Raw genomic sequence first — 14637 nt, 5'->3', positions numbered from 1 at the left:
CACTGGAGATCCCTTGTGGGAGCGAGCCGGCTCGCTCCCACAATTTGGTCCTCAGTAACCGAGAGACCGTGCACTACACCTCAATCAAGTGCTTTAGCGGGTTGTAACTGCTTTTCAGCGTGGCCGCGACATCCAGAATGGCCTTCTCGATGCCATTCAAATGCATGCAGGTCAGCTCTATGGCCGCGCTCTGGTTCCCTGCTTCGATGTACTCGATCAGCCGCAGGTGTTCGTCGTCGCGGCAGACCTCGTGGCTGTCGTCATCCAGTGCGGCGGCATACAGCGACGCCCGGGAAATCAGCTTCTGGAACCAGTCCAGCAGCACCGGGTTGTTCAGGCTGCGGGCCAGTTTGATGTGGAACTCGCCGAGCAGGTGAATCAGCCGTTCGTGATCACCGCTCTGATGCGCTTCATCTTCCAGCAGCAAGTGATCGCGCAGGTCCTGAGTCACCGCTGTATCACGCCGACGGCACAGCTCACTGACGATGCCGATCTCGACCAGGCGACGGGTTTCGAACAGCGAGCGGATCTCTTCGTCACTGGGCAACGACACCGACGCACCTTTATTGGGCTCGGTGGTGACCAGTCCGTCGGCCTCCAATTGCTTGAGCGCGGCCCGAACGGACGTGCGGCTGACATTGAACAGCTCGGCCAAAGAGGCTTCGCCAAGCTTCATGCCCGGACGCAACGAGCGTTTGCTGATCGCTTCGTAAACCCCTTGGTAGACGCGGTCGACCGTGGTTTCCAGTTTCTTTTCCGTCATTCATCAACTCCTGGCGCCCTGTGCAACCGACCCTGGCGAATGAACAGCCATTGAAAAAGGGGCTTGCACGGGCAGATTAATCCGGGTATTTCTAAATTGCATCCAGATTTTGCATACAATAATTAGAGGAATGCACCATAATGGGTCATCCAACAGCAATCGAAGTGCGAAACGTCTCAAAACGATACTCCGACGATCCGGGGCTTGCTCCAGCCCTCGATAACGTCTCGGTGGACATCGCCGACAACGAATTCTTCACCCTGCTCGGCCCCTCCGGTTGCGGCAAAACCACCCTGCTGCGCACCATCGCCGGCTTCGAGCACGTCAGCGAAGGTGAGATCCGCCTTGCGGGCGAGCCGGTCAACGATTTGCCGCCGTTCAAGCGTCGGGTCAACACGGTGTTCCAGAGTTACGCGCTGTTTCCGCACATGAGTGTTGCGCAGAATATCGCCTTCGGCCTCGAGATGCAGGGTCTTGATCGCAAACTGATTCCGCAGCGCGTCGACGAGATGCTCGCGCTGGTGCAAATGCAGCACCTGGCCAGGCGCAAACCGGCTGAACTGTCCGGCGGCCAACAGCAACGGGTAGCTCTGGCCCGGGCCCTGGCGCCAAAACCCAAAGTGCTGTTGCTGGACGAACCGCTGTCGGCCCTGGACCTCAAGCTGCGCAAGGAAATGCAGGTCGAACTCAAGCGCGTGCAGAAAGAAGCCGGGATCACCTTCATTTTCGTCACCCACGATCAGGAAGAAGCCCTGACCCTGTCCGATCGCATCGCCGTGATGTCCGCCGGCAAGATTCTGCAGATCGGCTCGCCCAATGAAATCTACGAGCGTCCGCAACACCAGTTCGTTGCGCAATTCATCGGCGACATCAACTTCCTCCCCGGCCACCTCAAGCGTGGCCAACAGAACGAAAAGCTCTTCGTGCCCAACGGCATGCCCGTGGAAATCCCCTGCCCGGCCCAGGGCTTTGACGGCAATAAGGTGCAACTGGCGTTCCGCCCCGAGCGTTCGCAACTGGTGGAGCCGACGCAGCCCCATCACCTGCGCGGTGTGATCGAAGCCGTGCTGTATGTCGGCACGGCCACGCTCTATCAATGCCGCCTGAACAACGACATCAAGGTCATGCTGCGCGAGAACAACGAGGGCCTGAACCACGGGCGGGTGGTGGGCGATCGTGTCGCGGTCAACCTGCCACCCCACGCCTGCCTGTTGATGGAGGCCTGAGATGAGCGTCAGCAGCACCTCCCCAGCCCTCAACCGCGCGCTGTTGCTCAGCCCGGTGGTTCTGACCCTGCTGGCCCTGATCGCCATTCCGCTGGGCATCATGGGCTACATCAGCCTGCTGCCGCGCAATGTCTACGGTGGCGTCGACTGGCAGGCCAACTGGCAATTGCAAAGTTATGTGCAGCTGTTTTTCCAGGAAGGTTTCGACGGCGAACTGGAACTGAACTGGGTCTACGCCCAGGCGTTGCTGCGTTCGGTGTTCCAGGCCGGTGGCACCACGGTCCTGTGTTTCCTGTTCGGCTTCCCCGTGGCGCTGTGGATGTCGAGCCTGACACCCCGTCGGCGCAACCTGATGGTGTTGCTGATCACCATCCCGTTCTGGACCAACCTGCTGATCCGCAACTACGCCTGGCTGATCATCCTGCGCGAACACGGCTGGATCGCCCAGAGCCTCAACGCGCTGTTCCCCCAGGCCGGTGGCATCACCCTGCTCTACAACGACTTCGCGGTCAGCGTCGGCCTGGTCTACAGCTTCCTGCCGTTCATGATTCTGCCGATCTATTCGACCCTGGAAAAACTTGACTGGCGCCTGGTAGAAGCCGCCTACGACCTCGGTGCCAACCGCTGGCACGCATTGCGCCGGATCATCCTGCCGCTGTCGATGCCGGGGGTGATTGCCGGTGCCTTGCTGGTGTTCGTGCCAAGCCTGGGTGCCTTCATTACCCCGGCGATCCTTGGCGGCGGCAAGACGCTGATGATCGGCAACCTGATCCAGCAGCAATTCGGCACCGCGCGCAACTGGCCGCTGGGCAGTTCGCTGTCGTTCCTGTTGCTGGGGATCATGTTGCTGTCCCTGGTGCTGTACGCCCTCTATAGCCGCAATGCCGCCAAGACCCAACGCCCAGGAGCCCAAGCATGATCGCCCTGCACCTGAAGAAACTGCCCCTGACCCGCGAAGTCAGCCTGTTGATGCTGGCCTATCTGTACCTGCCGATATTCGTGCTGATCGCCTACAGCTTCAACGCCAACCGCTCGGCGACGGTGTGGACCGAGTTCTCGTTCGACTGGTACGGGCGAATCCTGGCCAACCCGTCGATCCAGACCGCCGCACTGAACTCGATCATTGTCGCCAGCATCGCCACCGTTTGTGCCACGGCGATTGCGCTACTTGCGGCCTTGGCGACCTACCGGCCGTTCTACGGGCAGAAAATGGTCGAGGGCGGCATCAACCTCCCGTTGATCCTGCCGGAGATCGTCACCGCCGTGGCCACCCTGCTGCTGTTCATGGCGCTGGGGATCAAGCTCGGTCTGCTGACGGTGATCGTCGCCCACATCGGCTTCTGCATTCCCTTCGCTTACCTGCCGATCCGCGCGCGGCTCAATGACCTGGACAAGAGCCTGCTGGAAGCGGCGAACGACCTGTACGCCAACCCCTGGCAGGTGTTTCGCCGGGTGACCTTGCCGCTGCTGTGGCCGGCGGTGCTGTCCGGTTCGGTGCTGGCGTTCGTGGTCAGCCTCGACGATTTCATCATGACCTTCTTCGTCGCAGGCCCCGGCTCGACAACCCTGCCGGTGTACATCTTCTCGGCGATCAAGGCCGGCGTGACGCCGGAGATCAATGCGATTTCAACGCTGATGCTGGTGATTTCCATCGTGCTGGTGGTGCTGGCCTTCTGGCTGGGACAGCGCGGCAAAAACCAATGATCCTGGAGCAAAGCATGAAAACAAAAAGCATGTGTTTCGCTGTAGCCGGTCTGGCCCTGAGTTGCTTCACCGCGCTCGGCGCCCAGGCCGCCGAGCCCAAGGAACTGTTCTTCTACAACTGGACCGACTACTACCCGGTCGAGCTTTTGGCCAAGTTCGAAAAGGAGACCGGCATCAAGGTCACCATGGACGGCTACGACAGCAACGAAACCCTGCTGGCCAAGTTGCAGGCCGGCGGCGCGGCGTATGACGTGATCGTGCCGTCGCAATCGATCATGCGCACCCTGATCAACCAGGACCTGCTGCTGGAGATCGACGCCTCGGCCCTGCCCAACTTCCAATACGTCAAACCGGCGTTCCGCGACCCGAGCTTCGACCCGGGGCGCAAGTTCTCAGCACCGTACCTGTGGGGCACTACCGGGTTCTCCTATGACAGCGCCCGGGTGCCCGGCGGCAAGCTCGACGACTCGTGGAAAGAGTTCTTCGAGCCGCGCAAGGAACTGCAAGGCCAGCTCGCGGCCCTCGACACCTCCAGCAGCGTAATCAACGCCGCCAGTCACTACCTGAATGTCGACGAGTGCAGCGAAAAACCCCAGGACGCCAAGCGCATCCTCGAGCTGCTGCAAAAACAGAAACCCTTCCTGAAGATGTACAGCTCGGACAACACCGTCGACCGCATGGCCTCCGGTGAAGTGATCATGATGCAGAACTGGAACGGTTCTACAGCGCGGGCCACCTTGCAGAAGAGCACCATCAAATACGTGTATCCGAAGGAAGGCCTGGCGATGTTCCAGGACAACTTCGCCGTACCGAAAAGCGCACCGCACCCCGGCAACGCGAAGATCTTCATCGACTGGATGATGAAACCGGAAAACGCCGCCGCCGTGTCCAACGCCATCGCCTACGACAACGGCATCCAGAGCGACAAGCTGATCGACGCCAAGTGGCGGGTGATGGACGCCATCAACATGCCCGACGAATTCGCCTCGCGCCTGCGTCCCGAGAAGGAATGCAGCAACAAGGCGCGGGAGCTGCAGGACCGCATTTGGGCCAAGCTCAAGGGCTGATTGCCTGACTTGAAACCGAGTTGCGGCCATCGCGAGCAGGCTCGCTCCTACAGGGATTTTGTGAACGCCGAAGATCCACTGTAGGAGCGAGCCTGCTCGCGAAGAGGCCCTCTCACACAACACTGAATTTGAGGTTTGTATGACCCAACCCCGCTGGCTACGCAACGTGCGCCCCTACGGCGCCCCCGCCGAAGACCTGCTGATCGAAAACGGCCGCTTCAGCCAACGCCGCCCGGCCTCGACCACCGAACTGCTCGCCACCGACATCGACGGCCAGAACCAACTGCTCACCCCCGCCCTGGTGGAAAGCCACGTACACCTGGACAAAACCCTCTGGGGCCAACCCTGGCGCCCCAACAGCGCCGGCCCGACCCTCAAGGACTATATCGCCAACGAACGGCGCATCCTGCGCGAAGTCACCACCCCCATCGCACAACGGGCCGGTGCCCTGCTGGAAAACTGCATCGCCCGTGGCTCACTGACCATGCGCTGCCACGTCGACATCGACCCGGAATTCGGCCTGCGGCATGTCGAGGCCATGCAGCAACTGCGTGAAAACTACCGCGACCTGATCGACCTGCAACTGGTGGTGTTCCCGCAGACTGGTTTGATCAGTCGCCCCGGCACCGCCGAACTGATGCGCGAAGCCATGGCCCTGGGTGTGGAAAACGTCGGCGGACTGGACCCATGCGGTATCGACAACGACCCCATCGCGCAACTCGATTTCGTGTTCAAACTGGCCAGCGAGTTCGACCGTGGCGTCGACATTCACCTGCATGACAAGGGTGAGCTGGGCCTGTGGCAGATCGCCCTGATCGCCGACTACACCGAGCGCTTCAATCGCCAAGGCCGAGTGATGATCAGCCACGCGTATTGCCTGGGGATGTTGCCGTGGAGCCAGGTCAAACCGGTGGCCGAGCGCTTGGCGGCACTGGGTATTTCGCTGATGAGTTCAGCCCCGGCCGATTGTGCGGTGCCGCCGTTCCTGGCCCTGCGCGAAACCGGCGTGAATGTGTGCCTGGGCTCGGACGGCATTCGTGATGCCTGGTCGCCCATGGGCAACGGCGACATGCTCGAACGCGCGATGTTGCTGGCGTTCCGTTTCGATTTGAACAAGGACGAAGAACTGGCGGCGGCGTTCGAGGCGGCGACCGGCAACGGCGCCCAGGCGCTGGGTTGCGAAGCCAATCGCCTGGAGATCGGCCAGCCGGCGGACTTCCTGTTGATGCAGGTACAAACACTGGGTGAGGCGGTGGTTTCGCGGCCGTTGCGTCAAGTTTATCGCGCGGGCCGGTTGATTGCGGCGGGTGGTCGCTTGCTGGACAGTCGTCTGTGAAGCGCATCGGCTTGCGCGCCAGTTGCGTGGTCGGCTTCGACGGCACGCAGCATGTGCTGTGGCGCGACGGCGAAGTGGTGTTCGCAGGCTCACACATCGAGTTTGTCGGGCGCGGTTATCCGGGCCCGGTGGATCAGTGGATCGATTACGGCAACGCGCTGATCGGCCCCGGCTTCATCGATCTGGATGCCCTTGGCGATCTCGACTCCACGGTGCTGACCCTGGACAACGGCGACGAGCGCGACCTGGGCCGGATGTGGTCGGCGCAGTATCTGGCGCGTGGATCGCGGGAAAGCTACAGCCCCGAAGAAGAAGTCTTCAAATACCGCTACGCCTTCACGCAACTGATCCGCAACGGCATCACCACGGCCATGCCGATCACCTCGATGTATTACCGCGAGTGGGCCGAGACCTACGACGAATTTGCCGCGGTGGCAGGTGTCGCTGCCGAACTGGGGCTGCGCACTTACCTCGGCCCCTGCTACATGAGTGGTATGAGCTACTGGCAGGCCGATGGAACCCTGGCGCACCACTGGGACGAAGCCCGGGGCATGGCCGGCCTCGATGCCGCCGAACGGTTTTTCCGGGATTTCGACGGCGCGCACAACGGCTTGATTCGTAGCGCGCTGCTGCCTGATCGCATCCAGACCTGCACCCCGGCGCTGCTGCAACGCACCGCCGCGCTGAGCCGGGAACTGAACGCACCGATGCGTTTGCACTGCTGCCAGGGCCTCGGTGAGGTGGCGATGGTCGAGCAACTGCGCGGCACCTCGCCTCTGGGCTGGTTGCAGCAGCTTGGGCTTTTGAACCCGCGCAGCCTGCTGCCCCACGGCATCTACACCCGAGGCGATGACGACCTGCAACGGGTGGTGGATGGCGGCGCGAGCCTGGTGCATTGCCCGGTGGTGTTTGCCCGGGACGGTGAGGCACTGAATTCGTTTGGCCGCTATCGGGCCAAGGGCATCAACTTCGCCCTGGGCACCGACACCTGGCCGGCGGACTTGCTGGACAACATGCGCCAGGGCTTGAACATCGCCCGCCTGATGGAGGGCGGCAACGCACTCACCAGCACACTGGATTTGTACAACGCCGCCACCCTTGGCGGCGCCAAGGCTTTGGGCCGTGATGATCTCGGACGTCTGGCGTCCGGGGCCAAGGCCGACATCACCGTGTTCTGCCTGCGCGGCCTGCACTTGGGCCCCTTGTTCGACCCACTGAAAAACCTGGTGCTGGCCGGCCGTGGTGACGACTGCATCGCCAGCTACATCGACGGCCGTTGCCTGATGCGGGACGGCCAGGTCGAGAGCGTCGACTACCCCGCCCTGCAACGCCAGGCCCAACAACAATTCGAAAAACTGATGCGCAGCCACAGCGACCGGGCCTTCGGCCAACCGGACTGGAAAAGCCTGTTCCAGCCAGCCATCCCGTTCGCCGACGACTACAGCGCCCACGCGCCATTGAGCGCGATTGATCCACTTCTCTAGAGACTCCTGCCCATGCAAAGCTTCGACTTCAGCACATTGAGCCCAAGGGACAAATACAAGATTCTGATTGGCAGTGTGGTGCCTCGCCCTATTGCACTGGTCACCACCGTCGACGGCGAAGGCCGGATCAACGCAGCGCCGTTCAGCTTTTTCAATGCGCTTTCCGCCGATCCACCAATCCTCGCGCTGGGCGTGGAAAACTACGGCGACCAAAGCCCCAAGGACACCACCCGCAACATTCAGCTCAACCAGGAATTCACCGTGAACATCGTCAGCGATGCGCTGGTGGAAGCCATGAACGTCTGCGCCGTGCCCTTCGCTCCCGGTTTCGATGAACTGACCGCCGCCGGCCTCACCGCCATCCCCGGCACCACAGTCAAATGCCCACGCATCGGCGAAGCCCCAGTGGCGCTGGAGTGCCGGCGGATGATGGCGCTGTCCATCGGCCAATCCCGGGAGATCATCTTTGGTGAAGTGCTGATGGCCCACGTGCGGGACGAACTGATCGATCCGAAAACCCTGTACATCGATCAGTTGGGGCTGGATGCGATCGGACGCATGGGCGGGCATGGCTATGCGCGCACGCGGGATTACTTCGACCTGCCGACACGCTCGTTGCAGGCCTGGACCGATGCGCCGGGGGGTGGGGAGAGGTTTTGGCCGCTGGCCAAATAACAGGCATCAACACAAACCCTGTGGGAGCGGCTTTTGTGGCGAGGGGGCTTGCCCCCGTTCGGCGGCGAAGCCGTCGTAAAATCGGTGAATGCAGTGTGCCTGAAATTATTGCGGTGATTGGTTTGGGGGCTGCTCCGCAGCCCAACGGGGGCAAGCCCCCTCGCCACAAAAGCTCCCGCCGTGGATCAGTGAAAATCCCGACTGCGCACGCTAATCCCATCCAACAACGCACTCAGATCACTCAACCGCCCGGCTATCAGATGCCGGACCTCGCCCTCCTTCTCCCAGCGCCCATCGACCTTGAGCAACTGCGAGCCGACCAACACCTGGCGCTGGCGCTCGGCAAGGTCGCGCCACACCACCACGTTGACGTTGCCGAACTCGTCCTCAAGGGTGACGAAGGTGACGCCGCTGGCGGTGGCCGGGCGTTGTCGGCCAGTGACCAGCCCGGCGACGCTGACCGGCCGCCCGTGCTCGACGTCCAGCAACTCCTTCGAACTGCGGCAGCGCCGCGCCTTCAACTCACCGCGCAACAGGGCCAACGGATGCGGCCCGAGGGTGGTGCCGACACTGGCGTAATCGGCTTGCAGGTCCTCGCCTACGGTGGGCTTTGGCAACGACACCACGTCCTCCTCCCGGCTCGGCACGCCGGCGAACAAGCCCAGCTGCTTTTGTACCCCGGCCACTTCCCAGCGGGCCCGATGCCGGTCGCCGGCCAAGCCACGCAACGCGCCGGCATCGGCCAGTTGCTCCTGGGTGCGGGCATCGAGTCGCGCCCGCTCGCCGAGGTCGGCGATGTCGGCAAACGCGCCTTTGGAGCGTGCCGCCTCGATGCGTCGGGCATCGTCCTCGCGAAAACCCTTGATCATGCGTAGCCCCAAGCGAATCGCCGGTTGCGCATCGGCGATCGGCTCCAGGCTGCAATCCCAGTCACTGGCGCGCACGTCCACCGGGCGAACCTGCAAATGATGACGCCGAACGTCCTGCAGAATCTGGTCCGGGCTGTAGAACCCCATGGGCCAGCTGTTGATCAGCGCACAGGCGAAGGCCGCCGGCTCGTGGCATTTCAACCAGCAACTGGCGTAGGTCAGCAAGGCAAAACTGGCCGCGTGGGACTCGGGAAAACCGTAGCTGCCAAAGCCCTTGATCTGCTCGAAGATCTGCGCGGCAAACTCGGCGGTATAGCCGTTTTTTTTCATTCCGGCGGCCAGCCGTTCCTTGTGTGGTTCAAGCCCGCCGTGGCGTTTCCAGGCGGCCATCGAGCGGCGTAGCTGGTCGGCCTCGCCGGGGCTGTAGTCGGCGGCGACGATGGCGATCTGCATGACCTGTTCCTGAAACAGCGGCACGCCGAGGGTGCGCTTGAGCACCACCTCCAGTTCCGGTGACGGATACGCCTCCGGTTCTTCCTTGTTCCGGCGCCGCAGGTACGGATGCACCATGCCGCCCTGGATCGGCCCCGGCCGAACTATGGCGACCTCGATCACCAGGTCGTAAAACGTCTTCGGCCTGAGCCTCGGCAGCATCGACATCTGCGCCCGGGATTCGATCTGGAACACGCCAATGGTGTCGGCCCGACCGATCATTTCGTAGGTGGCCGCATCTTCGGCCGGGATGGTCGCCAAGCTCAAGTCCAGCCCCCGGTGCCGGCGCAGCAGATCGAAACATCGGCGAATCGCGCTGAGCATGCCCAGCGCCAGGATATCGACCTTGAGCAAACCGACCGCATCGAGGTCATCCTTGTCCCACTGGATGATGGTGCGCTCGGCCATGGCGGCATTTTCCACCGGCACCAGACTGTCCAGCGGCTGCTCGGAAATCACGAAACCGCCGGGGTGCTGGGACAAATGCCGGGGGAAGCCGATCAACTGCCCCGTCAGGCTCAACACCCGGCGCAGCACCGGGCTCTCCGGATCAAACCCGCCCTCGCGCAGACGTTCAACGGGAGGCGTTTCATCGCTCCAGTGACCGCAACAATCGGCCAGGGCATTGATCTGGTCTGGCGGCAAACCCAACGCCTTGGCGACATCGCGCACCGCGCCGGCCGCATGGTAAGTGCTGACCACCGCCGTCAGTGCCGCTCGGGTTCGACCATAGCGCTGGAACACGTACTGCAAGACTTCTTCGCGGCGTTCATGCTCGAAATCGACGTCGATATCCGGCGGCTCGTTGCGCTCTTTGGAGAGAAAACGCTCGAACAACAGCGTGGTGCGATCCGGATCGATTTCGGTGATGCCCAAGGCGAAGCACACTGCCGAGTTGGCGGCAGAACCACGACCCTGACAAAGAATCTGTTGCTGGCGGGCAAAGCGGACGATGTCGTGGACTGTCAGGAAATAGCTTTCATAGCCCAGCTCCGCGATCAGTTGCAGCTCCTTGTCGATCTGCACCAGCACTTCGCTTTTCGGCCCTTTTGGCCAGCGCCACTCGATGCCTTCCACGGTCAAATGACGCAGCCACGAGGACGCCGAGTGCCCTTGTGGCACCAGCTCACGGGGATATTGATAACACAACTGGCCAAGATCAAAGGTGCAGCGCCGGGCGATGTTCAGCGTTTCAGCGAGCAAGTCGGGCGGATAAAGCGCCTGCAGCACGTCGAGGCTGCGCAGATGGCGTTCGCCGTTGGGGTGCAGGCGCAACCCGGCATCGGCCACCGGCAGGTGATGACGGATCGCGGTCATGGTGTCCTGCAAGGCGCGCCGGCCGCGTGCGTGCATGTGCACATCGCCACTGGCCACAGCCGTAATGCGTAACTCCCTGGCCAGGCTCAGCAGATCGTTCAGGCGCCGGGCATCGTCCTGACCGCGATGCAACTGCACCGCCAGCCACAGGCGCTCGGCGAAGACCTGTTTGAGCCAGCGGCCCTGTTCAAAGGCATCGACAGCGTCCGGCACCCACAACGCCAGCAATCCCGGCAAGGGTTCGCTGAAATCCTCGCGCAGCACCTGATACTGGCCTTTCTGCGTACGGCGCCGGGCGCGGGTGATCAATCGGCACAGCGCCTGATAGCCCTCGAGGCTCTCCACCAGCAGCACCAGTTTCGGACCGTTCTCGATGCGTATTTCACTGCCGATGATCAGCGGCAACTCCACGGACTTCGCTGCCTGCCAGGCGCGAACGATGCCCGCCAGGGTGCATTCGTCGGTGATCGCCAGGGCTTGATAACCCTGTTTTTTCGCGCGCCGGAACAGCTCGAGGGCACTGGAGGCACCTCGCTGGAAGCTGAAGTTCGACAGGCAGTGCAATTCGGCATAGTCGTTGCTCATGCGAACCAGCCCTGCAACCACAGCGGGCCGTCCTCACCGACCGCCCGGTAGGCCCAGCCCTGTTGGCCGGCACGGGTTTCGATCAGGTAATAGTCACGGCGTACGTCGTCGCCGTCCCACCAGCCGGACTCAATACGCTCCGGCCCCATGAGGATGCGCGCCGAGCCCTGATGCACCGCCAGCGGTTCAGTCAGCAGCCAGCCCGGCCGTTTCACCGCGGCCGGCACCGCGCAGGGCTGGCTATCGGCACGGGCCTGCCACGCGCACTCGGGGCGGTGATCGGCCTGGAAGCGCAAGCCATGCACCGCGTCATCCCCCAGCCGTGCACGCAGGCGCTCGCGCAGTTGTTCCCAGGGCAAGGACTGCTGCGGGCGATCGTCGAACAGTTCCTGATGCTGGGGCACGAAGGTCGGCAAATCCTCGGCGCGCAAGCGAAAGCCGCGCACCGGCGCCTCGACCTGGACTTGCTCCAGCCGCCCCCGGGCCAGTTCGAAGAGCATCGCCGGATCGCGCTCGGCGCTGAGCAGGCCGACCTTGATGAGCGTGTCCGGCAACCCGGCGTGCTCCAGATGCAGGTCGAAACGCTGTACGCCGCTGTCGCGACCACAGAGGAACGCCGACAGGTCGCCGGTCAACCGGCGCAACGGAAACAGCAGGGCTTGATGGGACTGCACATCGAAATTGAGCTCGATACGCACATCGAAGCGGTCCGGCGGCAGGTAAAACGCCAGGGCCAGCCGCCGCGAACCGAACAGGGCATCCAGATGCTTGAGCACCTGGGCCTCGAAACGCCGGGCCAGGCTATGCCGGGGCAACGCCTGCACCTGGCTCAAGGTGCGCAGGCCCATGCGCGACAAGGCCGTGGCGACCGAGGCTTCGAGGCCGATCCGGTCGACGGGCATTTGCCCCAAGTGATGCTGCAAGGCTTGATCATCCGGCACCACCAGACCGTCATAGGCGTTGGCCAGCACCCGCGCCGCCACCGGGTTGGGCGCGGCCGCGATGCGGTGCCGAAACCCCAGTTCGCCGAGTTCTCGGCGCAGAAGCGCTTCGAATTGCGGCCAGGCGCCGAACAAGCCGAGGCTGGACTCGATCTCGAACACTACGGCCCGGGGGTAATGCACGCTGACCTGGGAACTGAAACGATAGGCCCAGGCGGCGAGAAACTGCTGCCAGTGGTCGATTTCAGCGGCGTCGTATTCGGCCGTGACAAAGCCTTTGCTCAAGGCCTGTGCCGCGCTCATGGACTGGCCCGGACGCAAGCCCAGCGCCCGCGCCGCGCCGTTGACGGCCTGCAGCACCCGGCGCTGGGCCGGGCCGGTCAGCAACGCCAGGGGTTCATCGGGATCGGCGCGCTGACGCAGTACCGCGTCCAGCGCCAATTGCGGGAAAAGAATGCAGACCCAGCGCATGGCAACCTCAATGCCCCACGGCGAAGGCAATCGGCGCCGAACGGGCCAGGCCGCCGCGGCACTTGAGCACGCGCAGTTGCGCCGGTCGGGCATCGATGGCAATGCGCAGGGCCGCCGGCGAAGGGTTGATCGCTTCACCGAGGGGACGATAGGCGAAGGCCAGGGTCTGGCCGGTTTCCGCCGCCACCTGCAAGCGGCGCAAGGCGCGGTCATCGGCCTTGTGCGGCCAGCACAGCACCGCACCGCAACTGCCCGAACGCAGGCATTGTTCCGCCGCCCACAGCGCATCGCGCTCGCTGGCCCGGATGATCGACAACTGACGCAGATCGACCCCGGCGCCCTGCCACGCCTGGGGATACGGCACATAAGGCGGCGCCACCAGCACGATGCGTTCGCCCGCCGCCGACAGCCGTGCCAGCGTCGGCCACACCAGTTGCAACTCGCCCACGCCCTGCCCGGCCAACAGGATTTCCGTCAGCGCCGCCTCCGGCCAGCCACCGCTGGGCAATGCGGCGTCCAGCGCGGCATGCCCGGTGGGCTGCGGGCTGGCAGCCGGCGGCGCAGGCCGGCCCCTCCAGACCTGGCCGCCATTGAACAGCGTATCCAGCGCAACGACGGCGCCCATCAGCCTTGCCTCACCAGGCCACAGAACACGCCTTCGATGGCCAGGTCCCGGTCGGCCTCGACAATGATCGGCTGGTAGGCCGGGTTGCGTGGCAGCAGGCGAACCACATCGCCGACCCGCTCGAAGCGCTTGATGGTGACTTCGCCGTCGAGCCGCGCCACGACGATCTGGCCATTAACGGCCTCGGGGCTGCGGTGCACGCCCACCAGATCGCCGTCGAGAATGCCGTCCTCGATCATCGAATCACCCCGCACCCGCAACATGTAGTCCGGCACCCGCGAGAAGATCGACGGATCGAGCAGCAAGCGGCTGTGCACCTCGGCATCGGCACCGATCGGCGCACCAGCCGCCACCCGGCCCAGCACCGGGATGTCCAGCAACTCGGGACGCGGCGGCTGCCCGAGCAGGCGAATGCCCCGGGCCTGATTCGGGTTGACCTCGATAAACCCGGCTTCGGTCAACGCCAGCACATGCTTGCGCGCCACGCTGCGGGAGGCGAAACCGAACGCCTCGCTGATTTCAGCGAGGCTCGGAGGCTGACCGTGCTCGGCGATGCGATCGCGGATAAAGGTCAGGATGGCGGTACGGCGGGGAGTCAGAGTCGTCATGGAGTACATTTGTACTCTTTTGGCTTTTTCCTGGCAAGGGCAGTGTAGGAGCGAGCCTGCTCGCGATAAGGCCAGCACAGTCAACATCGATATTGAATGTCAGTCCGCTATTGCGAGCAGGCTCGCTCCTACAGGGGGGAGTTGTACCAGAGCAGGCCATCCTCCTGGCGTGCAACTCGATAGCCCGCAGACGTAAACCAAGCACTCCTTACTCGAACAAAACGGGCGATCAAAAAAACAAGGTCTACCGTTCGTCGCTCTTCTAAAAAAATTAGCATCTGAAGAAAATAAAAATTCATAAAAAAAGTACGAACCGCACATTTACTCCTACAGAAATATTCTACTCAACACAGCAAGATCATTTCTGCTTGCCGAAAACTAAAACACAGTTTCAAAAAGGAATTTCACAGTTCCACGCTAGAAACTATCCACACCAAAACAAAACCAAGCCACTAAGGTTCCTAATATCATGCA

General features: G+C 62.8%; 12 protein-coding genes. 7 read left to right on the top strand and 5 right to left on the bottom strand.

The features are described from left to right. Positions 1-73 precede the first annotated feature (73 nt). A complete protein-coding gene (locus KGB07_RS02340) occupies positions 74-763 on the bottom strand; it encodes a GntR family transcriptional regulator (protein ID WP_046038514.1) in 690 nt (229 codons plus the stop codon). Positions 764-903: 140 nt separating this feature from the next. Here KGB07_RS02340 and KGB07_RS02335 point away from each other — a divergent pair, with 140 nt between their 5' ends. The 7 genes from KGB07_RS02335 to KGB07_RS02305 all read left to right on the top strand — a co-directional run bounded on the left by KGB07_RS02335 (position 904) and on the right by KGB07_RS02305 (position 8255). Beyond that, complete coding sequence (locus tag KGB07_RS02335) at positions 904-1989, top strand: ABC transporter ATP-binding protein (RefSeq protein ID WP_046038516.1); 1086 nt, start codon at positions 904-906, stop codon at positions 1987-1989. A 1-nt stretch (position 1990) separates the two neighbouring features. Next, positions 1991-2908, top strand: coding sequence for an ABC transporter permease (locus KGB07_RS02330; RefSeq protein ID WP_046038517.1), 918 nt, complete (start codon positions 1991-1993; stop codon positions 2906-2908). Then, the gene (locus KGB07_RS02325) at positions 2905-3693 is read left to right on the top strand and encodes an ABC transporter permease (protein ID WP_008050662.1); all 789 of its coding nucleotides are present in this window, start codon (positions 2905-2907) and stop codon (positions 3691-3693) included. The genes KGB07_RS02330 and KGB07_RS02325 overlap by 4 nt, the downstream gene beginning before the upstream one ends. Before the next feature lie 14 nt (positions 3694-3707). Further along, positions 3708-4760, top strand: a complete 1053-nt coding sequence (locus KGB07_RS02320) for an extracellular solute-binding protein (RefSeq protein WP_223464394.1) — start codon at positions 3708-3710, stop codon at positions 4758-4760. Positions 4761-4899: 139 nt separating this feature from the next. Then, positions 4900-6096: an amidohydrolase family protein gene (locus KGB07_RS02315; RefSeq protein WP_223464393.1), complete on the top strand. Its 1197-nt coding sequence runs from the start codon at positions 4900-4902 to the stop codon at positions 6094-6096. Then, the gene (locus KGB07_RS02310; RefSeq protein ID WP_223464392.1) at positions 6093-7580 is read left to right on the top strand and encodes an amidohydrolase family protein; all 1488 of its coding nucleotides are present in this window, start codon (positions 6093-6095) and stop codon (positions 7578-7580) included. Before KGB07_RS02315 ends, KGB07_RS02310 begins: the two co-directional genes overlap by 4 nt. 12 nt (positions 7581-7592) lie before the next feature. After that, the gene (locus tag KGB07_RS02305) at positions 7593-8255 is read left to right on the top strand and encodes a flavin reductase family protein (protein ID WP_007973324.1); all 663 of its coding nucleotides are present in this window, start codon (positions 7593-7595) and stop codon (positions 8253-8255) included. A gap of 185 nt (positions 8256-8440) precedes the next feature. On the opposite strand, the gene KGB07_RS02300 is transcribed toward KGB07_RS02305, so the two are convergent. From KGB07_RS02300 to lexA, 4 genes are read right to left on the bottom strand one after another with little or no spacing between them, the layout of a single operon-like run. Next, positions 8441-11539: an error-prone DNA polymerase gene (locus KGB07_RS02300; RefSeq protein ID WP_223464390.1), complete on the bottom strand. Its 3099-nt coding sequence runs from the start codon at positions 11537-11539 to the stop codon at positions 8441-8443. Continuing rightward, positions 11515-12930, bottom strand: a complete 1416-nt coding sequence (locus tag KGB07_RS02295) for a Y-family DNA polymerase (protein ID WP_046038524.1) — start codon at positions 12928-12930, stop codon at positions 11515-11517. The genes KGB07_RS02300 and KGB07_RS02295 overlap by 25 nt, the downstream gene beginning before the upstream one ends. A 7-nt stretch (positions 12931-12937) precedes the next feature. Beyond that, positions 12938-13555: a translesion DNA synthesis-associated protein ImuA gene (gene imuA / locus KGB07_RS02290; RefSeq protein ID WP_223464388.1), complete on the bottom strand. Its 618-nt coding sequence runs from the start codon at positions 13553-13555 to the stop codon at positions 12938-12940. Next, positions 13555-14172: a transcriptional repressor LexA gene (lexA, locus tag KGB07_RS02285; RefSeq protein WP_046038528.1), complete on the bottom strand. Its 618-nt coding sequence runs from the start codon at positions 14170-14172 to the stop codon at positions 13555-13557. The genes imuA and lexA overlap by 1 nt, the downstream gene beginning before the upstream one ends. Positions 14173-14637: the final 465 nt, after the last annotated feature.

The organism is Pseudomonas sp. GL-RE-26, assembly GCF_019956275.1.
In the GTDB taxonomy this organism is placed as follows: domain Bacteria; phylum Pseudomonadota; class Gammaproteobacteria; order Pseudomonadales; family Pseudomonadaceae; genus Aquipseudomonas; species Aquipseudomonas grandcourensis.
This window is presented reverse-complemented; position numbering and strand designations above follow the sequence as displayed.